Origin of the sequence: Ciceribacter lividus (assembly GCF_003337715.1) — a bacterium.
Taxonomy (GTDB): domain Bacteria; phylum Pseudomonadota; class Alphaproteobacteria; order Rhizobiales; family Rhizobiaceae; genus Allorhizobium; species Allorhizobium lividum.
The window spans coordinates 33,470-57,237 of sequence record NZ_QPIX01000017.1; the positions used below are offsets into that span (position 1 = coordinate 33,470).

General features: G+C 63.6%; 21 protein-coding genes. 12 read left to right on the forward strand and 9 right to left on the reverse strand.

Annotated features, from left to right (window positions below):
• Positions 1–50 precede the first annotated feature (50 nt).
• The 5 genes from DFR48_RS21235 to DFR48_RS21255 all read right to left on the reverse strand — a co-directional run bounded on the left by DFR48_RS21235 (position 51) and on the right by DFR48_RS21255 (position 4,775).
• Positions 51–1,325 carry an NAD(P)/FAD-dependent oxidoreductase gene (locus DFR48_RS21235; protein WP_114365219.1) on the reverse strand — a complete coding sequence of 425 codons (1,275 nt, stop codon included), beginning with the start codon at positions 1,323–1,325 and terminating at the stop codon, positions 51–53.
• A 76-nt stretch (positions 1,326–1,401) separates the two neighbouring features.
• A complete protein-coding gene (locus tag DFR48_RS21240; protein WP_114365220.1) occupies positions 1,402–2,070 on the reverse strand; it encodes a haloacid dehalogenase type II in 669 nt (222 codons plus the stop codon).
• A gap of 177 nt (positions 2,071–2,247) precedes the next feature.
• Positions 2,248–3,027, reverse strand: a complete 780-nt coding sequence (locus tag DFR48_RS21245; RefSeq protein WP_114365221.1) for an SDR family oxidoreductase — start codon at positions 3,025–3,027, stop codon at positions 2,248–2,250.
• 87 nt (positions 3,028–3,114) lie between these two features.
• Positions 3,115–4,305 (reverse strand): aminotransferase class V-fold PLP-dependent enzyme, encoded by a 1,191-nt coding sequence (locus DFR48_RS21250; protein ID WP_114365222.1) that lies wholly within the window; start codon positions 4,303–4,305, stop codon positions 3,115–3,117.
• Positions 4,302–4,775: a RidA family protein gene (locus DFR48_RS21255; protein WP_114365223.1), complete on the reverse strand. Its 474-nt coding sequence runs from the start codon at positions 4,773–4,775 to the stop codon at positions 4,302–4,304. The genes DFR48_RS21250 and DFR48_RS21255 overlap by 4 nt, the downstream gene beginning before the upstream one ends.
• Positions 4,776–4,888: 113 nt before the next feature.
• Between DFR48_RS21255 and gcvA the strand changes: the two genes are divergently transcribed.
• From gcvA to DFR48_RS21295, 8 genes are all read left to right on the forward strand, one after another.
• Positions 4,889–5,797, forward strand: a complete 909-nt coding sequence (gcvA, locus tag DFR48_RS21260) for a transcriptional regulator GcvA (protein WP_114365224.1) — start codon at positions 4,889–4,891, stop codon at positions 5,795–5,797.
• 168 nt (positions 5,798–5,965) lie between these two features.
• Positions 5,966–6,802 carry a GNAT family N-acetyltransferase gene (locus DFR48_RS21265; protein WP_170141955.1) on the forward strand — a complete coding sequence of 279 codons (837 nt, stop codon included), beginning with the start codon at positions 5,966–5,968 and terminating at the stop codon, positions 6,800–6,802.
• A gap of 13 nt (positions 6,803–6,815) precedes the next feature.
• Positions 6,816–8,192, forward strand: coding sequence for an aspartate aminotransferase family protein (locus DFR48_RS21270; protein ID WP_114365226.1), 1,377 nt, complete (start codon positions 6,816–6,818; stop codon positions 8,190–8,192).
• Between the two features lie 270 nt (positions 8,193–8,462).
• Positions 8,463–9,146 (forward strand): HAD-IA family hydrolase, encoded by a 684-nt coding sequence (locus DFR48_RS21275; RefSeq protein ID WP_114365259.1) that lies wholly within the window; start codon positions 8,463–8,465, stop codon positions 9,144–9,146.
• A 73-nt stretch (positions 9,147–9,219) separates the two neighbouring features.
• A complete protein-coding gene (locus DFR48_RS21280) occupies positions 9,220–10,830 on the forward strand; it encodes an ABC transporter substrate-binding protein (protein WP_114365227.1) in 1,611 nt (536 codons plus the stop codon).
• 140 nt (positions 10,831–10,970) lie between these two features.
• Positions 10,971–11,921 (forward strand): ABC transporter permease, encoded by a 951-nt coding sequence (locus DFR48_RS21285; RefSeq protein ID WP_114365228.1) that lies wholly within the window; start codon positions 10,971–10,973, stop codon positions 11,919–11,921.
• A gap of 2 nt (positions 11,922–11,923) precedes the next feature.
• Positions 11,924–12,766: an ABC transporter permease gene (locus tag DFR48_RS21290; RefSeq protein WP_114365229.1), complete on the forward strand. Its 843-nt coding sequence runs from the start codon at positions 11,924–11,926 to the stop codon at positions 12,764–12,766.
• Complete coding sequence (locus DFR48_RS21295) at positions 12,766–14,421, forward strand: ABC transporter ATP-binding protein (RefSeq protein ID WP_114365230.1); 1,656 nt, start codon at positions 12,766–12,768, stop codon at positions 14,419–14,421. Before DFR48_RS21290 ends, DFR48_RS21295 begins: the two co-directional genes overlap by 1 nt.
• A 20-nt stretch (positions 14,422–14,441) precedes the next feature.
• On the opposite strand, the gene DFR48_RS21300 is transcribed toward DFR48_RS21295, so the two are convergent.
• A complete protein-coding gene (locus tag DFR48_RS21300) occupies positions 14,442–14,918 on the reverse strand; it encodes an Lrp/AsnC family transcriptional regulator (protein WP_112690283.1) in 477 nt (158 codons plus the stop codon).
• Positions 14,919–15,151: 233 nt separating this feature from the next.
• Here DFR48_RS21300 and DFR48_RS21305 point away from each other — a divergent pair, with 233 nt between their 5' ends.
• Positions 15,152–16,477 (forward strand): NAD(P)/FAD-dependent oxidoreductase, encoded by a 1,326-nt coding sequence (locus DFR48_RS21305; protein WP_114365260.1) that lies wholly within the window; start codon positions 15,152–15,154, stop codon positions 16,475–16,477.
• Positions 16,478–16,628: 151 nt separating this feature from the next.
• Here DFR48_RS21305 and DFR48_RS21310 read toward each other — a convergent pair whose 3' ends face one another.
• Complete coding sequence (locus tag DFR48_RS21310) at positions 16,629–17,672, reverse strand: class I SAM-dependent methyltransferase (RefSeq protein ID WP_114365231.1); 1,044 nt, start codon at positions 17,670–17,672, stop codon at positions 16,629–16,631.
• A gap of 290 nt (positions 17,673–17,962) precedes the next feature.
• On the opposite strand from DFR48_RS21310, the gene DFR48_RS21315 reads away from it, so the two are divergent.
• A complete protein-coding gene (locus tag DFR48_RS21315; protein WP_114365232.1) occupies positions 17,963–19,957 on the forward strand; it encodes a putative bifunctional diguanylate cyclase/phosphodiesterase in 1,995 nt (664 codons plus the stop codon).
• Between the two features lie 44 nt (positions 19,958–20,001).
• Here DFR48_RS21315 and DFR48_RS21320 read toward each other — a convergent pair whose 3' ends face one another.
• Together DFR48_RS21320 and DFR48_RS21325 are read right to left on the reverse strand one after the other, a co-directional pair.
• Positions 20,002–20,904 (reverse strand): proline iminopeptidase-family hydrolase, encoded by a 903-nt coding sequence (locus tag DFR48_RS21320; protein ID WP_114365233.1) that lies wholly within the window; start codon positions 20,902–20,904, stop codon positions 20,002–20,004.
• Between the two features lie 65 nt (positions 20,905–20,969).
• Positions 20,970–21,752 carry a helix-turn-helix transcriptional regulator gene (locus DFR48_RS21325; RefSeq protein ID WP_114365234.1) on the reverse strand — a complete coding sequence of 261 codons (783 nt, stop codon included), beginning with the start codon at positions 21,750–21,752 and terminating at the stop codon, positions 20,970–20,972.
• 125 nt (positions 21,753–21,877) lie between these two features.
• Between DFR48_RS21325 and DFR48_RS21330 the strand changes: the two genes are divergently transcribed.
• The gene (locus DFR48_RS21330; RefSeq protein WP_114365235.1) at positions 21,878–22,768 is read left to right on the forward strand and encodes a proline iminopeptidase-family hydrolase; all 891 of its coding nucleotides are present in this window, start codon (positions 21,878–21,880) and stop codon (positions 22,766–22,768) included.
• Between the two features lie 46 nt (positions 22,769–22,814).
• Positions 22,815–23,753: an ABC transporter permease gene (locus DFR48_RS21335; protein WP_114365236.1), complete on the forward strand. Its 939-nt coding sequence runs from the start codon at positions 22,815–22,817 to the stop codon at positions 23,751–23,753.
• Positions 23,754–23,768: the final 15 nt, after the last annotated feature.

A 23,768-nucleotide genomic window follows, 5' to 3' on the forward strand; every position in this document is an offset into this window, starting at 1 on the left:
TGGCCACCAATTACGCAAAAGCGGCCCCCAACCTCCCGCAGCCCCGCCCCTCACTGAACCTTGTCGAGCATCTTGTAATACATGCCGACCAGTGGCAGGAACCAGGGCTTGCCGAAATGGCCGGGGACGGCGGGCCAGGGATAGTCGCGCATCGGGTTGCGGTCCGCGCGGCCGAGGATGGCGTCGGCGACCATCATGCCGAGATGGGTTGAGAGCTGCGCACCGTGGCCGGAATAGCCCATGGCATACCAGAGCCCGTCATGGAAGCCGGCGCGCGGATAGCGGTCGGCCGTCATGTCGACGAGGCCGCCCCAGCAATAGTCGATATCGATGCCCTTCAACTGCGGGAAGATACGCTCCATGCTCTCGCGCAGTATCTCGCCACTCTTGGAATCAGAGCGCTGGTCGGATGTTGCCGAGAAGCGCGCGCGGCCGCCGAAGATCAGGCGGTTGTCGGGCGCAAGCCGCCAGTAATTGCCGATATTCATCGTGTTGACGCAAGTGCGGTTGCCGGGCATGACCGCCTGCACTTCGCTTTCCGTCAGGGGCCGTGTGGCAATCAGGAAGCTGCCGACGGCGATGATGCGGCGGCGGAACCAGGTGAAGTTCTTCGTCGTATAGGCTCCGGTCGCCACGATCACGTTGGCGGCGGTGATCGTGCCGCGCGATGTCTTGAGCGTGTGCAGACCGTTCGTCTCCCAATGCTCGGTGACGGGCGTTCCTTCGAAGATCGTCGCGCCATGACGCGCTGCGGCCTTAGCCAGCCCGACGACATAGCGGCCCATATGCATCATCGCGCTCTTCTTCGACAGCATCGCGCCATAGAAGGGCGAGCCGACTTCGCTCTTCAGGTCCTCCTGCGAAAGCAGCGCCGTGTCGGGATCGCATTCCTTGTTCAGTGCCTCGAAATTGCGCGCCAGTGCATCGAAATGCTGCGGTTTCGAGGCGAGCTTCAGCTTGCCGGCACGGCGGAAATTGCAGTCGATCCCCTCTTCGGCAATCAGTGCCTCGATCGTGTCGATGGAGGCGTCCAGCGCATGATAGAGCGCGATGGCGCGCTCCTTGCCGAGCTCGGCCTTGGCGGCGAGATAACTGTGCGCGAGACCGTTGTTGAGATGGCCGCCATTGCGGCCCGACGCGCCGAACCCGACGCGCTCCGCCTCCAGCACGACGACCTTCGCCCCCGCCTTGGCCAGCTGCCGCGCCGCCGCGAGCCCGGTAAAGCCCGCGCCGATGACGGCAACATCGTAATGCCCACTGACCGGGCCTTGTGCAGCACCGGCAAAGACCGGTGCCGTGTCATGCCAATAGGAGACGAATTTCATCGCAAGTGCCTTTTGCTCTTTCGTTTGGCGCAACTCCGGACGCAAAACCGCTTACGCACTTTTGCTGGAGGTTGCTTCAGAGCCCGACAACGCCCGGCAGCCCGGAAATGTCGGCGATCTCGGTATAGCCGTAATAGGGGTTCGCCGGCTCATGACCGCGATTGACCCAGACCTTGTTCTTGATGCCGAGATCATGCGCCGACATCAGGTCGTAGCGGAACGAGGACGAGCAGTGGAGAATGTCTTCCGGGCCACAGCCGAGCATGTCGAACATATATTCGAACGCCTGGAAGCGCGGCTTGTAGGCCTGCGCCTGTTCGGCCGTATAAACCTTGTGGAAAGGCGCGCCGAGCTTTTCGACATTCGACATGATCTGGGCGTTCATGGCGTTGGAGAGGATCACCAGAGGAATTTCCTTGGCGACCTTGGCAAGGCCCGCCGGAACGTCGGCATGCGGTCCCCAGGTCGGAACGCGCTCGTAGACCATCTGCGCGTCCTCGTCCCTGAAGGAAACGCCGTTGCGCTTGCAGCTCCGCTCGAGTGCATTGTGCACGACCTCGGCATAGGGCTTCCAGTCGCCGAGGATTTCGTCGAGCCGGTAGGCGGCGAAATTCCTGATGAACTCCAGCATTTTCGGCTCGTCGAGCCGCGCGCCGTAAAGATCGCGTGCCGCTTCCGCCATCTGGAAATTGGTGAGCGTGCCGTAGCAGTCGAAGGTGATGTATTTCGGGCGGAAGGTCGTCATGCGAGGCATCCTCTGGAAAACGGCGCTGAGAAGCCGGATCGGCTGATGCGACGATCATAAGGCGCATTCCCGCACCGGGCTCGGCTGAATTGCCCCAGATGAAAGCAGAATATTCTGTATGCGGCGCGCCGGCTGGCAGATGGTTGCGACAGGTCGGAACGGCCGGGAACGGCGCAGTCAGAACGTCGAGTTGAACGCGCCGCCGTCAACCAGCAGGTTCTGTCCGACGATATAGCCGGCATACTGGCTGCAGAGGAATGCTGCGGCCGCGCCAAACTCACCCGGCGTGCCGACGCGTCCCGTCGGGTTTTGCGCGTGTTCCTCCGCACGTGCCTCCTCGATCGACATGCCTCTCGCCTGCGCGGACTTCTCCAGAAGCGTCTCCATGCGCTCCGTCTGGTGCGATCCGGGCAGCAGATTGTTGATGGTGACGCCATGGCGGGCGACCTGCCGGGCGGTCCCCGCGACGAAACCGGTAAGGCCGGTGCGGGCGCCGTTGGAAAGGCAGAGCTCCGGGATCGGAGACTTGACCGAGGCCGAGGTGACGTTGACGATCCGTCCCCACTTCCGCTCGATCATGCCCGGAAGCACGGCCTTCATGAGCAGAATGGGCGCGAGCATGTTCGCCCCGACCGCTGCGAGCCAATCGTCTTCGGAGACCGCCGACCAGTTGCCGGGCGGCGGGCCGCCGGCATTGGTGACGAGAATGTCCGGCCGCGGCTCGGCGCGAAGAAGGGCGCTGCGGCCTTCTTCCGTCGTCACGTCAGCAGCGACGATCTCGACCTGCGTCCCGTAGGCTTCGCTGATCGCTTGCGCCGTCTCGCGCAGCTGCTTCGGTTCGCGGGCATTCAGCGTCAGGATTACGCCGGCCTCGGCGAGCTTCTCCGCAACGCCTCGGCCCAGCCCTTTCGAACCGGCACAGACCAGCGCCCGTTTGCCCTTGATGCCCAAGTCCATAACTTACTCCGATCATCGTGTTGAAAGTCCGGAAGGTCGGACAATGCCGACCCGGTCTTGACTGCCCGCCTGATGAAGGCGGCGCCGTCATGTTCTGCGCGCTATGTCTGCGACCGCTTCCGAGAGAAGCGCGATCTCCGACATGGTGTTGAGATGGCTGACCGAGGCACGCGCAATCTGGTCCAGTCCGCGCGCCGCCATGTCGAGCGGCGTATAGGGAACGCCGTTCGCGCCGATCGCGATACCTCTCTCGGAGAGCGCGGCACGCACTTGCGTCGGTGCGATGCCCTCGACCGTGAAAGAAACGATTCCCGAGAGTTGTGATCCGAGATCCCGCACCGTGACCTTCGGGATGCTGCGAAGATTGTCGCGGAGGGTGCTTGCCAGCGAAGCGATCCGGTCACGGACAGCCTCGATGCCGAGCGACCTCGCCTCCCGGATGGCAGCGCCGAGTCCGAGCAGCAAGGCCGGCGAATTCTCGCTGGCCTCGAAACGGCGCGCATCGTCTCGGATCTCGACCTTGCCGTCGACGATCGGCCCGGAAGACACATCCAGATAGGATGGCGTGAGTTCTGACAGGAACTCTCGCCGGACATAAAGCAATGCCGTGCCGCGCGGACCGCGGAGGAACTTTCGCCCGGCCGCCTTCAGGACGTCGCATCCGAGTGCCGCAACATCGATCGGAACCTGGCCGAGCGCCTGACCGGCATCAATGAAATAGGGAACGCCCGCCGCTCTCGCCACGCGCCCGACGGCTGCCGCGTCGTTGATCAGGCCCCCGTTCGCCGGAAGCCATGTCAGCGAGACAAGGCGCACGCGTTCGTCCATCATCGATGCAAGTGCGGCAGCGTCGACACTGCCATCCTCGCGAACCGGAATGACCTCGATCAGCGCGCCGGCACGTCGTGCAGCGGCCTGCATGGTTGCAAGATTCCCGCCCCATTCCTGGCGCCCGACGAGAATGCGGTCCCCTGCGGCGAGCGGCGGCAACGCCGCAAACGCGGCGCCCCAGGCGGTCGAACCGCTCCCCATGAACGCGACTTCGCCCGGGCTGGCGCCGATCAGGGAGCCGGCATCGGCACGCACCGCTTCGAGACGCTCCCCCGCCCTCGTTGCTGTCTCCATCGGGCCGTCGGCCGCTTCCTCGCGCAGATAGTCCCAGATCGTCTCGAGGGTCTGCCGGGAAGGCAGCGAGGCGCCGGAGTGATTGAAATGCGCACCGGCCTTGCAGCCCGGCGTTTCCGAGCGGAGCTGCTCCACGTCCAGCACATCACTCATGCTTCGGGCTCCAGCTCCACCAACGCCTCGATCTCGACAGTGGCACCCGCCGGCAGCGCCGCGACGCCGACCGCCGCACGGGCGTGTCGCCCCGCCTCTCCGAACACACCGACGACCAGATCCGAGGCGCCGTTGGCGACTTCCGACTGCTTCGCGAAATCCGACGCCGAGGCGATGTAGACACCGAGACGCACCACGCGCCGGACGGATGCCAACGCGCCGCCCGTCGCTGCGGCGATCTGGGAGAGGACGCTGATCGCGGCGCACTCGGCGGCGACGCGGCCTTCCTCGACCGAAACGCCGGCGCCGACCGCCCCGGTCAGGACAGCACCGTTCCTGGTGCTGATCTGCCCGGACACGACGAGAAGATTGCCGGTTCGCACCGTGGAGACGTAGTTGGCCGCCGGGGCCGACGCGGCCGGCAAACGATGGCCGAGCGCGGAAAGTCTGGATGCAATGGTCTCTGACATGACTGGCTCCCTTGAGAATTGGCGGCAAAATGCACGGCGGCGCCGATTGCTTCCAATTCAAACTTCGCTATCGTGCGATCGATTGAACTAATGTCACGCTTTGAGGGAATTTCATGCGCGCATCCGCCGTCATGCCGCCGCTGCAGGCCTTGCGGGCCTTCGAGGCGGTCGGGCGTTTGCTGAGCTTCCGGCGCGCGGGCGAGGAACTCCTCATCACCCAGAGCGCGGTCAGCCATCACATCAGGCAGCTCGAGGAGATGCTCGGCGTACGGCTCTTCGTTCGCAAGGCGAAGAGCATCGAACTGACGCCCGAAGGCGCTGCCTATCTGGAGAGAACGACCGAAGCCTTCGCCATCATCGCCAGTGCGACGGCAGAGACGCGACGGCAGGCCGGGAGACAGACGGTGCGCGTCAGCGTCTTGCCCTCCTTCGCCGCCAACTGGCTGGTTTCGCGCCTTCCGCATTTCATGCTGCAGCATCCCGAGATAGACGTCGAACTCGAACCGACATTGCGCCTGACGAACTTCGCATCGGACGACGTGGACCTCGCCATCCGCTTCGGCGCAGGCCCCTGGGGAGATGTCAGGGCGGAGCGGCTGATGAACGAGGAACTGAGCCCGGTCGTCAGCCCGTCGCTCTTCGGAGATGGCTCCGGTTTCGCCGAACCTGCGGACCTGCTGTCGCACACGCTCCTCGATTCCATGAACCCGCTGGGATGGGAGCTATGGTTCGGCGAAGTCGGAGTCGATTTTCGCCGTGCCCGTGTCCTGCAACTCACCGATTACAACATCGCTCTGCAAGCGGCTCTCAACGGTCAGGGCGTCGCGATCGGCCGCTTGCTCCTCATTGGCGACCATCTGGCGACCGGGCGGCTGGTGCAGCCGTTCGCGACCATCGTTCGATCGGAGAAGACGGCCTATTGGCTCGTCACGCCCGAGCAGAGGCCGCTCAGCCCCGCCGCCGAGACTTTCGCGTCCTGGCTCAGGAACGAGGCTGCATCAGCGCATACTGGCCGCCCCTGAACGACGGCGGACCGCCTCGACGGGCGTCGTTGCCCGTAAGAGCCTGCGGCATAAAATGCCGCGAGCGACGGCCACCAAGACGGAAGATGTCGAGGCCAGCACCGCCTTCGGACGATCTGCCGGCCCCCGAACCCTTAACACTATGGGCAGGACATGAAGGATCTGCCCATGCGAACATTGCAGACACAGCTGGAGCGCTTCGGAGAGCAGCACCTCGAAGGCGCCTTGCGCCTCTCCAGGCAGGCCGGATGGCCACATCGCCTCGAGGACTGGCGGATGGCGCTTTCGCTGAGCGACGGTGTTGCCGCCATTGACGGCGACGGAGAGGTCGTCGGCACGGTGTTCGTCACGCCCTTCAAGACGGACGCCGCCACCATCAACATGGTGATCGTCGATGAGGCGATGCGTGGCCAGGGTCTCGGGCGCAAGCTCATGGATGCGGCATTCCGGCTTGCCGGCAGCCGCCCGCTGCGCCTCATAGCCACGTTGGAAGGCTTGCCGCTCTACGAAAAACTCGGCTTCCGCCAGACCGGCACGATCCGTCAGCATCAGGGTGTCGTCGGCGAAATGCCCTCGCCCGCAGGTGTCGAGCCCGCCTCCCCTGCGGACCTGCCGGCGATCATCGCGCTCGATCGCGCCGCGTGTGGAGCCGACCGGGAACGCATGATCGTCTGTCTCGCCACGATCGGCGAATTTGCGGTCCTTCGCCGCAACGGACACGTCGACGCGTTCGCCGCATTGCGGCCTTTCGGCCGTGGCGAGGTGATCGGCCCCGTCGTCGCGTCGACGCTCGGGGACGCAAAGGCCCTCGTCTCGCATTTCATCGCGAAGCGACCGGGTCGTTTCCTGCGTGTCGACACGGACGCCGACGCCGGACTTGCCGACTGGCTTGCCGAAAACGGCCTCGCCCATGTGGGCGGCGGCATCACCATGGCCCGCCCCGTCGAGCACCGGGCAACGCCCGCGGCCACCACCTTCGCCCTCGCCAACCAGGCCCTCGGCTGATCCGGAGAAGATCATGTACAGCAATTCCCTCATCGAACTCGACCGGGCCCACCTCGTCCATCCGGTCGCCTCCTATCGCGGCCACGAGCAACAGGGCGTGCGCGTGCTCGCCTCCGCCAAGGGTGCGACGGTGACCGATGCGAGCGGGCGGCAACTGGTGGACGGCTTCGCCGGCCTCTGGTGCGTCAACGCCGGTTACGGGCACGAGAGCATCGTCGAGGCCGCTACCCGCCAGATGCGCGAGCTTCCCTACGCAACCACCTATTTCGGGCTCGGCTCCGAGCCGGCAATCCGCCTCGCCACCGAACTCGCCGAACGCGCGCCGGGCGATCTCAACCACGTCTATTTCACCCTCGGGGGATCGGATGCCGTCGACAGCACGGTCCGCTTCGTCCGCTACTACTGGACCGCGCGCGGAGAGCCCCGGCGCGACCAGTTCATCTCGATCGAGATGGGTTACCACGGCTCCTCCACCGTCGGCGCCGGGCTCACGGCCCTGCCGGCGTTCCATGCCGGCTTCGGCATCCCCTTCGACTGGCAGCACAAGATTCCGTCCCCTTATCCCTACCGGAACCCCGTCGGCGAGGATCCGCAGGCAATCATCGCCGCTTCTCTTGCGGCATTGCGGGTCAAGGTCGAGGAGATCGGACCGGAGCGGGTGGCCGCCTTCTATGCCGAGCCGATCCAGGGCTCCGGCGGCGTGATCGTGCCGCCCCGTGGCTGGCTGAAGGCAATGCGCGATCTCTGCCGCGAGCTCGGCATCCTCTTCATCGCCGACGAGGTGATCACCGGCTTCGGCCGAACGGGGCCTCTTTTCGCCTGCAGCGAGGAGGGGATCGTTCCGGACTTCATCACCACCGCCAAGGGCCTCACCTCCGGTTATGTCCCGATGGGCGCCGTGTTCATGGCGGACCATGTCTACCAGGTGATCGCCGACGGCGCCGGCGCCTCGGCGGTCGGTCACGGCTACACCTATTCGGCCCATCCGGTCAGCGCAGCCGTCGGCTTGGAAGTCCTGAAGCTCTATGAGAACGGCCTTCTCGAAAACGGCAGAAAGGCCGGCGGCCGGCTGATGGCCGGCCTCGAAGCCCTGAAGGATCACCCGCTGGTCGGCGAAGTTCGAGGTCGCGGCATGCTCGCCGCCATCGAGCTGGTCGTCGACAAGAAGAACAAGACCCCCCTCCCCGCCGAGGCACAGGCGGCGCGACGTATCTTCGACCGTGCCTGGGATAACGGTCTCGTCATCCGCGCCTTCGCGAACGGCGCCCTCGGTTATGCCCCTCCGCTCTGCTGCACCGATGCCGACATTGATGCGATCCTCGAGCGCACGGCTGTGACGCTGGACCAGACACTCGAGGATCCGGATGTGCGCCGCGTCCTGAAGGACTGAGCGCCCCGGGGAGGAGCCAGGCCCCCAAATGTCGCTGGGGCCGGCAGATTCGCAATTTTGTGCCGCACCGCTGTGTCTTTTCGGCGGAATCGGTGCAGTGCAGATGCCACACTTGATAGATGAGAAGGCCCGCTGAACCAAACGACGGGCTTGATATGAAGGCGAGACAATCGCCCGAACCGGGAACGAAATAATCTGCCGCAAGCGCCATCGGCGCGCGGCGAAACTGGGGAAACGGACTTGAGCGCGCAACTGCCTGATTTCAAGTACATGACCTTCGACGTGGTCGGCACGCTCATCGATTTCGAGGCGGGTCTCAAGGACTGCCTGGCCGGGATCGCCGCGGAAGCCGGCGCGACCGTCGACGGCGAAGAGGCCCTGACGCTCTACAGGCAGGCCCGCTATTCCGACGGTGCCGACCTTTTTCCCGACGATCTCGTCCGGGTTTATCTCACGATTGCGCCGACGCTCGGGCTTCCTGCAGAGCGACGCTACGGCGAGCGGCTGCGTGACTCCGCCAGAAGCTGGAAAGCGTTTCCCGACAGCCCCGAGGCGCTTGCCCGCCTCGCGCGCGACTATCGGCTGATCGCCATGACGAATGCGCGGCGCTGGGCCTTCGACCATTTTGCGGCAGAGCTCGGCAATCCGTTCCATACCGCCTTCACCGCCGACGATACGGGTACGGAAAAACCTGATCCGGCCTTCTTCGAACAGGTCTTCGACTTCGTCGCTTCGGAAGGTGCTGCCAGGGAGGACATCCTGCATGTCGCCCAGAGCCAGTACCATGACATCGGGATTTCCCGGAAACTCGGCATGACCAATTGCTGGATCGAGCGGCGCCACGCCCAGAACGGTTATGGCGGCACGATCGAGCCGGCCGAATTCACCACGCCCGACTATCACTTCACGTCCATGGCCGAGCTTGCCGACGCCGTGGCAGCCACCCGAAAATGACCTGTCTTCAACACCAGGGGTCGGCCCGCGAAAGACGGACAGCCCTCAAGCGACAACAAAAAGGGGAAGTAGCATGAGCGACAAGATCACCAACTGGACCAGAAATGACGACGCGATGGTCGAAAACGCCATCCGCCGCGGTGCCACACGCCGCGAACTTCTTCACATGATGCTCGCCGGCGGTGTCGCGCTGTCGGCCGGCGGACTCGTCCTTGGCCGCGCATCCAACGCCATCGCCGCCACCCCGACGAAGGGTGGCCACCTGAGGGCGGCCGGCTGGTCCTCCTCGACTGCCGATACGCTCGATCCGGCCAAGGCGTCGCTGTCGACGGACTACGTCCGTTGCTGTGCCCTCTACAACCGCCTGACCTTCCTCAACAAGGACGGCATCACCCAGATGGAGCTCGCCGAGAGCATCAAGACGGCCGACGCGAAAGTCTGGACCGTCAAGCTGCGCTCCGGCGTGACATTCCACGACGGCAAGACGCTCTCTTCCGCGGACGTCGTCTTCTCGCTGAAGCGGCACCTCGATCCGGACGTCGGTTCGAAGGTCAATTCGATCGCCAAGCAGATCACCGGCATCAAGGCCGTGGACCCGTTGATCGTCGAGATCACCCTCGCCAACCCGAACGCCGACCTTCCGACGATCCTCGCAATGCATCACTTCATGATCGTGCAGGACGGCACCACCGACTTCTCCAAGGGCATCGGCACCGGGGCATTCAAGGTCGAGACGTTCCAGCCGGGCGTGAAGTCCGTCTTCGTGAAAAACCCCGACTACTTCAAGGCCGGCGGCGCCAACATCGACTCGTTCGAGTATTTCGCGATCAGCGACGACACGGCGCGCGTGAACGCGCTTCTTTCGGGTGACGTTCATCTTGCGGCTTCGATCACGCCGCGTTCGATGAAGCTCGTCGAAAGCCAGCCGGGCTTCGTGCTGTCGCAGACGACATCGGGCAACTACACCGACCTCAACATCCGCCTCGACATGGAACCGGGCAGCAAGGCGGACTTCATCCAGGGCATGAAATACCTGATCAACCGCGAGCAGATCCGGAAGTCGGTCCTGCGCGGGCTCGCCGAGGTGGCGAACGATCAGCCGATCTCCCCCGCCAACATCTACCACAATGCCGAGCTCAAGGCTAAAGCGTACGATCCCGAGAAGGCCAAGTTCCACTTCGAAAAGTCCGGTCTCCTCGGCCAGTCCATTCCGATCGTTGCCTCGGATGCCGCCACCGCCTCGGTCGACATGGCCACGATCGTCCAGCAGGCCGGCAGCGAGATCGGCATGAAGTTCGACGTCCAGCGCGTGCCGTCCGACGGCTACTGGTCGAACTACTGGCTGAAGGCGCCGGTCCATTTCGGCAACATCAACCCGCGTCCGACGGCCGACATCCTCTTCTCGCTGCTCTACGCCTCCGATGCGCCGTGGAACGAAAGCCAGTACAAGTCGGAGAAATTCGACAAGATGCTGGTAGAGGCCCGCGGTTCGCTCGACGAGGCCAAGCGCAAGACGATCTATGGAGAGATGCAGGTCATGGTCGCCGAGGAAGCCGGTACGGTCATCCCCGTCTACATCTCGAACGTGGATGCGATCTCCGGCAAGCTGAAGGGCCTCGAGGCCAATCCGCTCGGCGGCCAGATGGGTTACGCCTTCGCCGAATATGTCTGGCTCGAAGCCTGATAGCCGCAGAAAACGGGAAGGCGCCTGTTGCCTTCCCGCCATCTTCACCGATGACGTGTCAGTCTTTTGCCCGTAGTCTTCACGGACCCGTGCATCGCATCGCTTGTCGCATCGATGCTCAACCGAAGAGGGGCCCTCTCATGAGCCCATATGTACTCAATCTCGTCGGAGCGCGGCTTCTGATCGCAGCACTGACCTTGCTGATCGTCTCCTTTGCGGTCTTCTTCGCCACGGCGATGCTTCCCGGTGACACCGCGACGATCCTGCTCGGCCAGGCCGCAACGCCCGAAGCGGTGGCGGGTCTGCGGACCGCCATGCATCTCGACGAGCCGGCGTTCATCCGCTTCATGCGATGGCTGGCAGGTCTCGCGACCGGAGACCTCGGCACCTCCTACGTCAACAACATCGCGGTGGCCGACCTGATTGGCGGCCGCTTCGTCAACACGATGCGGCTCGCCGGCGTAACTACGCTCATCGCCGTGCCGCTTGCCCTGACGCTCGGAATCACGGCCGCCATGTACAGGGGTTCGCTCTATGACCGCATCGTCACGATCTGCACCATCGGCGTGATCTCCGTCCCGGAATTCATGGTCGCGACCTCGGCCGTCCTCATTTTCTCCGTCTATCTCAAATGGCTTCCCGCGCTCTCGATAGCCGGCGGTGTCACATCCATCGGGGAAATGCTGAAGATCTACGCCATGCCGGTCATCACGCTGACCTTCGTGGTTTCCGCACAGATGATCCGCATGACGCGTGCCGCGGTGGTCGAAACGATCGACACCCCCTATGTCGAGGCGGCGCTGCTGAAGGGCGCGTCGCGGCCCCGCATGGTGCTGCGCCATGCCTTGCCGAACGCGGTCGGCCCGATCGTCAACGCGATCGCGCTGTCTCTCTCCTACCTCGTCGGCGGCGTCATCATCGTCGAGACGATTTTCAACTATCCGGGTGTCGCCAAGCTGATGGTCGACGGCGTCGAAACCCGCGACCTGCCACTCATCCAGTCCTGCGCGATGATCTTCTGTTTCGGCTACCTGCTCTTGATCACGCTTGCCGACATCATTGCCATTCTTGCAAACCCGAGGCTGCGCTGACCATGACACTGCCCGCCACGCTGTCGAGAAAATTCGGCTACCGCTTCAACTGGGTCGGCATGATCGGCCTGTCGGTCATCCTCTTCTGGGGCATCGTCGCGATCGTTGCGCCGCATATCATCCCCCATCCTGTCGGGGAAATCGTCGACGAGGACTTCTTCGGAGGGATCAGCGGCAAGCTCTGGCTCGGCTCCGACTACCTTGGACGCGACATGCTCTCGCGTGCTCTGATGGGCGCGCGTTATACCGTGGGGATCTCGCTTGCGGCGGTCTGCATCGCCTGCTTCAGCGGCGTCGTCCTCGGCATGACGGCAGCGGTCACGGGTGGCTGGTTCGATGCGGCACTGAGCCGCTTCCTCGATGCGCTGAACTCCATACCCGGCAAGCTCTCGGGCCTCGTCATCGTCGCGGCCGTCGGCTCCTCGCTCACGGTTCTGATCACGACGCTCGCGGTCATTTACACGCCCGGCGCCTACCGCTTCGCCCGCGCGCTCGCCGTCAACATCAACACGATGGACTACGTCACCGTCGCCCGCACCCGCGGCGAGGGAACCCTCTATCTGATCCGCTCGGAAATCCTGCCGAACATCCTCGGGCCGGTGCTCGCCGATCTCGGCCTGCGTTTCGTCTTCATCGTGCTGCTGCTTTCCGGCCTCTCCTTCCTGGGGCTTGGCGTGCAGCCGCCCTATGCCGACTGGGGCGCGCTCGTTCACGAGAATATCGGTGGACTGCCCTTCGGGGCGCCGGCGGTTATCGTCCCGAGCCTTGCCATCGCCAGCCTGACGATCAGCGTCAATCTTCTGATCGACAACCTCCCTCAGAAGATCCGCGACAGGAGCGCCTGATGAAGAATCTCGTAGAAGTTCGTGATCTCAAGGTCGAGGCCAGGACCGACTCCGGCCGTCGCGTCGAAATCATCAAGGGCGTCAGCCTCGACATCGCCCCCGGTGAGATCCTCGCGCTCATCGGCGAAAGCGGATCGGGCAAGACGACCATCGCGCTCACGCTGCTCGGGCACGCGCGCACCGGCTGCCGCATATCCGGCGGCACTATCCTCGTCGACGGCAAGGACATGGCGAAGCTCGGCGAGCGCGAACTGGCATCCGTGCGCGGCACGGAGGTCGCCTATGTACCGCAGTCAGCCGCGGCCGCCTTCAATCCGGCGATCCGCATCATCGATCAGGTGATCGAGGTGACGAAGATCCACGGCCTGATGTCGCCGGCAGAAGCCAGGAGCAAGGCGATCGACCTGTTCCGCGCACTGTCGCTTCCCGACCCCGAGCACATTGGCGAACGCTATCCGCACCAGGTTTCCGGCGGGCAGTTGCAGCGGCTCGCCGCCGCGATGGCGATGATCGGCGATCCGAAGCTCATCATCTTCGACGAACCGACGACCGCGCTCGACGTGACGACGCAGATCGAAGTGTTGAAGGCGTTCAAATCTGTGATGAAGGCCGGCAGGATCGCAGGCGTCTACGTCTCGCACGACCTCGCCGTCGTCGCGCAGATTGCCGACCGCATCATGGTCTTGCGCGGCGGCGAGATTCAGGAAACCGGCTCGACGGATGACATCCTGCACCGTGCGGCACACCCCTATACGCGCGAGCTTCTCGCGGCCTTCGAGCCGAAACCCCGTGATGACGCCGCGGTCGCCGAGAAAAAGCGGGCGCCACTCCTGGAGATCAACAACGTGATAGCGGGCTACGGCCCGATGCAGGCCGACGGACTGCCGCTCGTGCGCGCCGTCAGCGGTGTCAGCCTCAGCGTCGAAAAGGGCCGCAATCTCGGCATCATCGGGGAATCGGGCTGCGGAAAATCGACGTTGGCGCGCGCCATTGCCGGCATCCTGCCGATCTCCGCCGGGACCATGACTCTCGACGGCCGTGAGCTTGCCCCGTCGAGCCGCCGACGCACGCGCGACCAGGTGCGCGAACTGCAGATCGTCTTCCAGTATGCCGACACCGCGCTCAATCCGGCAAAGTCGATCGAGGACATCCTGGGGCGTCCCCTGACCTTCTACCGCGGCATGAAGGGCAAAGCCCGGGACGCGCGGATCGCGGAGCTTCTCGACATGGTGCACCTGCCGAAGGCCTTGCGCCATCGCCGGCCTGCCGAGCTTTCCGGCGGGCAGAAGCAGCGCGTCAATTTCGCCCGCGCGTTGGCGGCCGAGCCGAAGCTCATCCTCTGCGACGAGATCACCTCGGCGCTCGACACCGTGGTCGCCGCCGCAATCATCGACCTCCTGAAGGAATTGCAAAGGGAGCTCTCGCTCTCCTACGTCTTCATCAGCCACGACCTCTCCGTCGTCGAGGCGATCTGCGACAGGATCGTGGTGATGTATGGCGGCAAGAAGGTCGAGGAACTGACGCCGGCACAGGCCAAGGCGCCCATGCATCCCTATTCCAGCCTGCTGTTCTCGTCGGTGCCGAAACTCGATCCGACCTGGCTCGACAATCTCAAACTCGACCCGGAGCAGGTAAGGGCTTACAGCCACGCCTGACGGCGTGGCTGCCTCGGACATCAAACGGGAAAGAGGCTCGTCAGCGGCAGGTGCGCCTTGACGATCGGGGACTTCAGGACGACGAAGCTGAAATACTTGTCGATACCGATATCGAGATCGGTCAGTCGTTCCATGATCGTCTGGTATTCACCGATGCCTGCCGTCACGAATTTCAGGAGATAGTCGTAGCCACCGGACACCAGATGGCACTCGATGATCTGATCGACCTTTTCGACAGCTGCGAGGAAGCGGGCAAAGTCGATCTGTCGGTGGTTCTTGAGGGTGATCTCGGTGAAGACGGTCAGGGTCTGACCGAGCTTGGCAAGATTGATCTGCGCCGAATAGCCCTCGATATAGCCTTCCTGCTGCAGCTTCTTCACCCGCATCAGGCACGGGCTCGGCGAGAGGTGGACGAGCTCGGCCAGCTCGACATTGGTGATGCGGCCGTTCTTCTGCAGTTCGTGAAGAATCTTGATGTCGATGCGATCGAGTTTCATGGCGCTTCCTCCGGCGTCCGGGTTCAGTCGGACGGTAGCATTTTATGCTGCGACATCCTCGAAATCACATTAACACTTTGTCCTGGCGCGTCTATTCCGTTTGGCAGCGCCGCACGAGGCACAATGATCTGCTGATCCTTCAAAGAACGGAATCTTCTGCTGCGGGCCACCGATATGCGGCAACGGCGCCGGAATTCCGGCGCTATTCTCTGAGGCGACAAGGAGAGATGATCATGCCCGCGCCCCTGATGCTCGTCGAAACGACGCCAGAACTGCCGGAAACCGCCGACGCCGTGGTGATCGGCGCGGGGATCGTCGGGGTCTTTGCCGCCTATCATCTCGCCAAACGCGGACTGAAAGTCGCATTGCTCGAAAAGGGCCGCGTCGGTGCCGAGCAATCGAGCCGAAACTGGGGCTGGTGCCGACAGCAGAACCGCGACGCCCGCGAGCTCCCCATGGCAACGAAAAGCCTCGACCTTTGGGAAGCGTTTGCGGCCGAAACCGGCGAGGACACCGGCTTTCGCCGCTGCGGCCTCCTTTATCTCAGCAACAGCGAGGAGGAACTCTCAGGCTGGGCGCGCTGGCGCGATTTCGCCCGTACCGTCGGTGTCACCACCCACATGCTCGACCAGGCTGCCGCGACCGTCAGGGCGGGGGCGACCGGAAGGGTCTGGAAAGGTGGTGTCTTTTCGCCGAGCGACGGTGTCGCCGATCCGGCAAGCGCCGCACCGGCGGTCGCCCGCGCCATCCTGAAACTCGGCGGCACTGTCCACCAGTCCTGTGCTGCGCGCGGCATCGAAACGGAAGGCGGTCGGCTCAGCGCCGTCGTCACGGAACGCGGAACGATCCGCACCAAGCTTGCCGTTCTTGCGGGCGGTGCCTGGGCATCCGCCTTCTGCCGTCAGCTCGACATTCGCTTTCCGCAGGCATCAATCCGTTCGTCGATCCTCTCGGTCGGACCTGGCGAAGGTGCCATACCGGACGCGCTGCACACCGCCGCGATCTCCGTCACCCGCCGCGGCGACGGTGGCCACACCCTTGCGATCAGCGGCCGCGGCCGGGTCGACCCCACTGCCCAGCAGCTCCGCTTCGCACCGCAATTCCTGCCGATGTTCCTGCGACGTTGGAAGAGTCTCGCCCCCGGCGGACTGGAAGGCATACGATCAGGCCACGAAAGCCTCGCACGCTGGCACCTCGACCGGCCGACGCCGATGGAAAAAATGCGTATCCTCGACCCTGCCTTCGACGAGGGAACGATCCGCCTCACCCACAAACGCGCGGTCGAACTGCTGCCGGCCCTTGAAGGCCGCGCTGTCACGGCGGCCTGGGCCGGCTACATCGACTCGACGCCGGACGGCGTGCCCGCCATCGGCGAAGTGACCGGGCTTCCCGGCTTCGTCCTTGCGGCCGGCTTCAGCGGCCATGGCTTCGGCATCGGCCCCGGGGCCGGCCACTTGATCGCCGATATCGTTACCGGCGACGAACCGATCGTCGACCCGAGGCCGTATCATCCCGACCGGTTCGGAAAGAGCTCGTGGGGTAAGGTCGCGGAGTTCTAATTCATGCCCTCGGCTTGTGAGGTCGGTCAGCGCGGGCGCGCACCTTAAAGCCCGCGCCATCGTCATGCGCCCGGCAACTGGTCCCGCCGCCCTCCGGGCCGGCGCGGCTGGGGAAACCCCGGCAGCCGTCACGCCGGGGTTTCGGATGTCCTCACGTGCGGAGCTGCAGCGTGCCGTAGACGATGTTGCGGTTTTCGCCGAACCAGACCTGCGGCTCGACGGTGTTACGGTCGATGCTGGCGTTGACGATGCGCCACATGTCCGCCTCGTTGCGCCAGAGGAGTTCCCAGTTCATGAAGGTTTCCATGTAACCTTCGACGCGGATACCCTCGGCGAAATTGGCAAACAGGAAGAGCCCGCCGGGCTTCAGCATCTGCAGGCACTTCTGCGTCAGCTTCACCGCGACGTTTTCCGCGAGGTAATCGTAGAGGCCGGCTGCATAAATGAAATCGAACTGTCCGAGCTTCTGCTTGCCGTTCAGAATGCTTCGGACCGAACCGTTCACGGCCTCCACGCAGGTTCCCTGGAAATTGCGGGCGACCGATCCGACACTCAGCGGATCCTGATCGAGCGCGATCCATCGCTTGAGCCGCTGCTCCCGCAACGCGACCGAGCGGTCGGCCTCGCGAAGATGTCCGGACGCTATGGTCAGGATCTCCGTTTCGGCGCCCCGCGCATCGGCGACCTGATCGACATATCGGGTCAGCAGGTCGCGGCGCTCGCGGACGGCGACCGACGACGAGGCATCCTTCGTGTAATCATAGAGAGCCTTGCCGGTCGGTGTGGCGGCGGCGATTTCGTCGGCGGCGTCCGGGTGTCCGTAGATGAAATCCAGAAGATGGGCGTCGCCGGAATATCCGCGCGGCTTCTCGAAGGACCAGCGTGTGAACGGGTCCTGAAGGAAGAACGCCGACACCGGATGGCGCTGCACCACCGGAACGAGTGCCTTCCAGACATTCGGATGGAATCGGGAGCGGATGTCGTGAAGAGCGCCGGCGACGTAATCGATGATGCTCCGCGGATCCTCGGCTCTCTCCGAACGCTGCCTTGCAAGCTCCAGCATCAAGGCAATCTCGCCGCGACCGATCGCGAGTTGTTCGTCGAAGTGCTCATAGTCTCCCGCCGCGGTTCCTCCAGCCATTGCGTCGGGTGTGATAAGGCTTTCGCCGTCGAGCACTATTTTCAACTGACTCATGCAGGCCCCGCTCCTTAACAAAGGTTTAACGATGCCCGGGAGAATGGCCTGATTTGCGACAACTTGTACAGTGCGAGAAATCATAAAAAGCCAGGGGGAAGGCGTGTACCGTTTTGGTACAAGAACACATTTTAACTCAATGTTCACGCATACGTTTTACTCTGTAGTGATGACTTGGGGAATACAGCCTGTCACCTTGCATTAGAATGTGATTAAACCGCACTTCACGAGACTATGCGCAGCCGCGCGCTCATGATCTGCACAAGCTGCAGGAGACTGTGAGAAGGGGCATGAGGCACACCTGGACTGGTGCTATCGAAGAGGATCGGCAGGACGCCCCAAGCCTGCCGTCGGAGGCCGAACTGCGGCAACTCTATCGCACCGAGGGCGAAGAAGCGCGCAGAACCGCCGTGAGGCAGGGTTTCTGGGTGGCAGTCATCGTGTATCTCACCTTTGCCGTCCCCGACATCATTCTGATCCCTGACGTTGCCGACTATACGATCGCTGCCCGCATCGCGGTCGGGATCAGCGCGCTCGCCCTCTTCGAGGTGCAGCGACTGATGAATGTCGCAACCGAATGGCTCGACCGCACCTGCGCCTTCGCGGTGGTGCTCGGATATATCGGCTGGATGCTTCCGGCGCTCATGACGAGCCATACCGAAGCGATCTCCTATTACATGATCTTCGGCGCGATCTTCATGATGGGAGAGAATCTCTTCTTCAGCTTTCGCTTCAGCCTGTCGCTGGCGGCCTCCGGAGCCATTCTCGTCGCTTTTCTGTTGTCGCTCGCAAGCTTCCGGCCCGAAGGCGCCTACGCCTTTGCCTTTGCGCTCTTCTACGTGTCCTGCTTCGTCTTCACGTCCTACGTGAACTGGAAGCTCAACGAGGAGCGCTACAACGTCTTCGTCAACGCGCTCGAGGCGCGTATCCAGCACAAGTCGGCGTCGGATCGCGGCGAGGCGCTGCTGAAGCTCTCCTACACCGATCCGCTCACCGGGCTCGACAACCGGCGTGCCGTCGACCTGCAATTGCGCAAACACTGGAACATGTGGCGGGTCTACGGCGACGACTTCGCCGTTCTCCTGATCGACGTCGATTTCTTCAAGCTGTACAACGACCGCTACGGTCACCAGAATGGCGACGGTAGTCTCCGTCTCGTGGCGGACGCCCTCCGCAATCTCGTCGAGCCGTTCGGCGGCACTGTCGGACGATATGGCGGCGAGGAGTTCATTGCCATCGTTCGCTCCAACAGCATCGCTCGTGTCGAGGAGCTTTCGAATGCGATCTGCCGCACGGTCGAGGAACTGGCGATAGAGCACGATCAGCGACCGGACGGCATCGAGGTCGTCACCGCGAGCGTCGGCGCGACGTTCACCGGCGCCACCATCGCAACGAAGCTCGAAATGCTCGTCCGGGAAGCGGACCGCGCGCTCTACGGGGCAAAGGCCGGAGGACGTCACTGCGCCAAGGTCTTCGATCCCAACGACCCGCTGATCAGCGACGAGAGCGAAGGCATTTCCGCCCTCCTGAACATTGCCATCGGTCGCAATCTCGTCTCGCTCGTCTACCAGCCGATCAGGGATTCCGAGACCGGTGAACTGGTCGCCGCCGAAGCGCTCATGCGGCTCAACGGGCTGAACGGCACGCCGATCCTGCCGAGCTCCTTCATTCCGATCGCGGAGCGGACGGGTGCGATACACGACCTCGGCCTGTGGGCGATCCGCACCGCATGCGAGGAAATGCTTGCGCCGAACAAGGTCGACCTGGTGAGCGTCAACGTCTCGCCCGTCCAGCTGCGGGCGCCGGGCTTCGCCGCCTCGGTCGCCGAAATTCTCGCCCGCAGCGGCGTCTCGGGCAATCGCCTCGCCCTCGAGGTCACGGAGGGGCTGGCGATGGAACTCCATTCCTATGTCACCACGAGCATCTCCGAACTCAAGGCCCTCGGCGTCAGGCTGTGGCTGGACGACTTCGGAACGGGACATGCGGGCCTCTCCTGGCTTCGCGCCGTGGACTTCCACACGGTCAAGATCGACCGTTCCTTCCTGCATGCGGCGGATAACGCCGAGGGGCGGGCGATGCTCGAAGACATGGTGACGCTCATCCGCAACCGCGGTTCCGGCATCCTGATCGAGGGCGTCGAAACGGAGGATCAGGCTACGCTGGCACGGGACCTCGGCATCGCCCTCATACAAGGATACCATATCGGCCGCCCGGCACCGGCCTTACAGTTTGCTGCCGGCAACGCCGAAGGTGACGGCAGGAAGCGGCGCGCGAAGCGCGCCTGATGAACAAACCATCGTGCCGGCGAAGCTGACCGGCTCTCCGCCCGTCAGTCGTGCTCCTTCAGGAAGTCCGAGACGACGGCAAGGCACAGCGCCTTCTCTTCCACATGGGGCATGTGGCTCGATTGTTCGAACACGGCCCAGCGACATCCCGGCACCCGTTCGACATACGGTCGGACGACCTCGGGTGTCGCCTCGTCGAAGCGGCCCGAGATCAGCAATGTCGGGGCGGCAATCGACGGCAGCCTGTCCTCGATCGTCCAGTCCTTCATGGTTCCGATCACATGGAACTCGGTCGGGCCGTTCATGTTGCGATAGACGGTATTGTCCTCGTCCATGATCGCGAAGGTGCGCGCCACCTCCTCCGGCCAGGGAACAACGCGGCAGACGTGACGGTCATAGAACACCCGCGAGGCTGCTACATATTCCGGATCGGTGATGGTTCCGGCCTGCTCATGGCGCAGCAGCGTCGCCTGCACCTCGGCCGGCAGCTCCTCCCTGAGCCGGTTCGCCTCCGCCACCCAGGTCTTCATGTTGGCGGGCGAGTTCGCGATGACGAGTGCCTTCAATCCCCCAGGCCGGCGTACGGCATGCTCTGCGCCGAGCATGCCGCCCCAGGACTGGCCGAGAAAGGCATAGCGATCCTGGATGCCGAGATGCTTCAGCAGGCAGTCGAGCTCCTCCAGAAAGAGAGGCACGGTCCAGAAATCCTCGCCCTTCTCTGGCAGGCGCGTGGAATTGCCGTTGCCGAGCTGGTCGTAGTGTATCACGACGCGCCCGTCGATCTCGGTGATCCCCTTGAAGGAATCGACGTAGTCGTGGGTGCAGCCGGGTCCGCCATGCGCAACGACCAAAGGCAACCTGCCGGACGACAGGGTTCCCGTGACGCGATACCAGGTGCGATACTCCCGGAAAGGCGAAAAGCCCTCGCGCGATGCGATGTCAGGCATGAAGATCTCCTTGGGTCAGATTCAAGGAGACAACCATATCGGCCGGATCGGGGCCGGTGCACCTATCACAACTTATAGGGCACGTCGCCGTCGAGCAGCCGGTACTGCGCGGCGCGCACGACGGCCTGGGTCCGGTTCTTCGCGCCGAGCTTCTTCGCCGCTGCGTTCAGGTGCATGACGACCGTCGGGACGGAGCGGTCGATGATCCTCGATATCTCCTTCGCGGAAAGACCGTACGAGGAGTAACGCAGGCATTCGCGTTCCCGCTCGGTGAGCCGGATGCGGGACGCATTCAGCACGTCGCGATCGAAAAGTGTGTAGGCAGCCTCGTGAAAGACCTGCGCCAGCAGGCTGAAATCCGCGATGGCACGCATGGCGTCTCGTTCGAAATCCCGTCTTGCGCCGTGGCGTATCCCCGTCACCGTCGCGTAATCGCCTCGCGGCATGTGAATGGGAACGGTCACGCCCGCCGTCATGCCATGGTCGTGCAGGAAGTCGCTCACCGGCTTGGTCTCTTCCGTCAGGAAGCGCCTTATCTTCGTTTCGGCGTCGGGATCGTAGTTCCAGAAGAAGGGGACAGAGGTCTGCATGGCCAGCCGCTGAACCGGATCAATGCGGAAATACTGCTGTCCGTACCAGCAGTCATGCATCTCGTCGCAGACATTGCGCAGCTTCAGCAGCGACGGCAGCATCATCTGCCCGCCGATGTCGAGGGCGCCCGGCGTGTAGTCGTAGATCAGCGCGTCGAAACCGAGACGCTGCATCGTGACGAACGCCTCGTCTATGCGTCCGTCCAGAGTGTCCCGGGCGTCGAAACGTCGGCCGATCGTGTTGATTTCCTCGAGCATGACACCCTCCGGCAAGACGTCGGCACCCCCTATCACTTCTTATAGCTGGTGCGGACGGGACAATACGCTAAAAATTAGCCATGCATATTTTTTGGTCAAGGCAAATCCCGACGGAGGAAGTGTGAATGTGGCGTGAGATCGCCCCGGACGACCGTGTCGAAATCGAGGTCGACGGCTTCCGGGTCGTTGCCTACAGCTTCGGGCGGGGCGATGAAACGGTCTTCTGCCTGAACGGTGGACCGGGGCTCGCCTGCGATTACCTCCGCGAGGCTCATTCCTGCCTCGTCGATCATGGCTACCGTGTCGTCGCCTTCGACCAGCTCGGCACCGGCGCCTCCGACCGGCCGACCGACCCGGCCCTCTGGACCATCGGGCGCTATGTAGAAGAAACGGAAACGGTCCGACGCGTCATGGGGCTCGGCGCGGTGCATCTGCTCGGCCATTCCTGGGGCGGCTGGCTTGCGATCGACTACGCGCTGACCCACCCGCAGAACATCAGGACGTTGATCCTCGAGGATACCGTCGCCGACATGCCGCATCTGGCGCTGGAACTGGAAAGGCTTCGAAGTGCGCTCGGTTCGGAGACGGTCGCGATGATGCAGAAGCACGAGGCGCAGGGCACGACCGACCACCCGGAATATATGGCGGCGATCACCCTCCTCAACTATCGACACGTCTGCCGGCTGCCCGAGTGGCCCGCACCCGTCCGCCGCTCGCTCTCCGACTGGAACATGGGACCTTACACCACCATGCAGGGGCCGAACGAGTTTCTCTACACCGGCAATCTGAAAGACTGGAACAGGATACCCGATCTGCCGAAGATCGACGTGCCGGTCCTCATCACGGTCGGCGAACACGACGAACTGACACCGGCCTGCGCAATGCGGATGAAGGGCGCGCTGCGGAATGCGGAGATCCACGTCTTGCGCAACGCCAGTCACATGCCCTTCTACGAAAACCCAGCAGACTATTACCCCGCGCTGACGGGCTTCCTGGCGCGCCACAGGATAAACTGATGCCCGTTCACGCAGACAGCGCAGCCTAGAGGACGATCGGCCGACCATGCATCGCTACAGATTTGTTCTCTACCGTCCCCTCCAGTTCCTGCCCGTCCTGTTCGGGATCAGTCTAATCACCTTCGTTCTGGTCCGGATGATCCCGGGTGATCCCGCGCGGGTGATCCTCGGCACCAAGGCCACACCGGCGGCGATCGCGAAGATCCGCGCGCAATACGGCCTCGATGAGCCGATCTGGCTGCAGTATTTCTACTTCCTGCGGAACCTGGCTCAGGGGGAGATGGGCAAGTCGATCCTCTACAAGATCGACGTGCTGAAACTGATCGTCACGCGGATCGAACCGACCCTGATGCTGGTCGTCACCAGCGTCGTCCTGTCGGTCGTGATCGCGGTCCCCATGGCCGCGATTGCCGCCAGACGCCGGGGCCGGCTGCCCGACCATGCGGTCCGGCTGGTCTCGACGATGGGCATCGGCTTTCCTCCCTTCTGGCTGGGACTGATGCTCATGATCCTCTTCAGCGTGAAGCTCGATCTCCTGCCGGTGTCGGGCTACGGGCAAGGCTTCGGCGAAAAGCTCGCCCACCTTGCCCTGCCGAGCCTCACCGTGGCTCTCTCGCTCTCGGCCGTCGTCGCCCGAAGTCTCAGGGCCGCGATGGTGGAAGGGCTGAAGTCCGACGTCGCGACCGCTGCCCGCGCCCGGGGCATGCCGGAGAACGTGGTCTTCTGGAGACACGTCCTGCCGAACGCCCTCGTCCCGACGATCAATCTGCTTGCCGTCAACACCGGCTGGCTGATCGGCGGAACCGTCGTGGTCGAGAGCGTCTTTGCCCTTCCCGGCATGGGGCAGCTGCTCGTGCGGGCCATCTTCTCGCGAGACTACATGGTCGTGCAGGGCGTCGCCATGGTGTTCGCCTGCGCGACGGTTCTCGTCAACTTCCTGGCGGACATTGCGACCGTCGCCGCCGATCCGAGGGTGAAACTGTGAGCAGCGCGCATTCAG

Excerpts from the sequence above, each read along its gene's own strand:
- DFR48_RS21325 (WP_114365234.1), bottom strand. The coding sequence starts at position 21,752 with ATGCTCGAGGAAATCAACACGATCGGCCGACGTTTCGACGCCCGGGAC.
- DFR48_RS21330 (WP_114365235.1), top strand. The coding sequence starts at position 21,878 with ATGTGGCGTGAGATCGCCCCGGACGACCGTGTCGAAATCGAGGTCGAC.
- DFR48_RS21270 (WP_114365226.1), top strand. The coding sequence starts at position 6,816 with ATGTACAGCAATTCCCTCATCGAACTCGACCGGGCCCACCTCGTCCAT.
- DFR48_RS21305 (WP_114365260.1), top strand. The coding sequence starts at position 15,152 with ATGCCCGCGCCCCTGATGCTCGTCGAAACGACGCCAGAACTGCCGGAA.
- DFR48_RS21255 (WP_114365223.1), bottom strand. The coding sequence starts at position 4,775 with ATGTCAGAGACCATTGCATCCAGACTTTCCGCGCTCGGCCATCGTTTG.
- DFR48_RS21265 (WP_170141955.1), top strand. The coding sequence starts at position 5,966 with ATGCGAACATTGCAGACACAGCTGGAGCGCTTCGGAGAGCAGCACCTC.
- DFR48_RS21310 (WP_114365231.1), bottom strand. The coding sequence starts at position 17,672 with ATGAGTCAGTTGAAAATAGTGCTCGACGGCGAAAGCCTTATCACACCC.
- DFR48_RS21285 (WP_114365228.1), top strand. The coding sequence starts at position 10,971 with ATGAGCCCATATGTACTCAATCTCGTCGGAGCGCGGCTTCTGATCGCA.
- DFR48_RS21275 (WP_114365259.1), top strand. The coding sequence starts at position 8,463 with ATGACCTTCGACGTGGTCGGCACGCTCATCGATTTCGAGGCGGGTCTC.
- DFR48_RS21240 (WP_114365220.1), bottom strand. The coding sequence starts at position 2,070 with ATGACGACCTTCCGCCCGAAATACATCACCTTCGACTGCTACGGCACG.
- DFR48_RS21250 (WP_114365222.1), bottom strand. The coding sequence starts at position 4,305 with ATGAGTGATGTGCTGGACGTGGAGCAGCTCCGCTCGGAAACGCCGGGC.
- DFR48_RS21315 (WP_114365232.1), top strand. The coding sequence starts at position 17,963 with ATGAGGCACACCTGGACTGGTGCTATCGAAGAGGATCGGCAGGACGCC.
- DFR48_RS21300 (WP_112690283.1), bottom strand. The coding sequence starts at position 14,918 with ATGAAACTCGATCGCATCGACATCAAGATTCTTCACGAACTGCAGAAG.
- gcvA (WP_114365224.1), top strand. The coding sequence starts at position 4,889 with ATGCGCGCATCCGCCGTCATGCCGCCGCTGCAGGCCTTGCGGGCCTTC.
- DFR48_RS21235 (WP_114365219.1), bottom strand. The coding sequence starts at position 1,325 with ATGAAATTCGTCTCCTATTGGCATGACACGGCACCGGTCTTTGCCGGT.
- DFR48_RS21335 (WP_114365236.1), top strand. The coding sequence starts at position 22,815 with ATGCATCGCTACAGATTTGTTCTCTACCGTCCCCTCCAGTTCCTGCCC.
- DFR48_RS21245 (WP_114365221.1), bottom strand. The coding sequence starts at position 3,027 with ATGGACTTGGGCATCAAGGGCAAACGGGCGCTGGTCTGTGCCGGTTCG.
- DFR48_RS21290 (WP_114365229.1), top strand. The coding sequence starts at position 11,924 with ATGACACTGCCCGCCACGCTGTCGAGAAAATTCGGCTACCGCTTCAAC.
- DFR48_RS21320 (WP_114365233.1), bottom strand. The coding sequence starts at position 20,904 with ATGCCTGACATCGCATCGCGCGAGGGCTTTTCGCCTTTCCGGGAGTAT.
- DFR48_RS21280 (WP_114365227.1), top strand. The coding sequence starts at position 9,220 with ATGAGCGACAAGATCACCAACTGGACCAGAAATGACGACGCGATGGTC.
- DFR48_RS21295 (WP_114365230.1), top strand. The coding sequence starts at position 12,766 with ATGAAGAATCTCGTAGAAGTTCGTGATCTCAAGGTCGAGGCCAGGACC.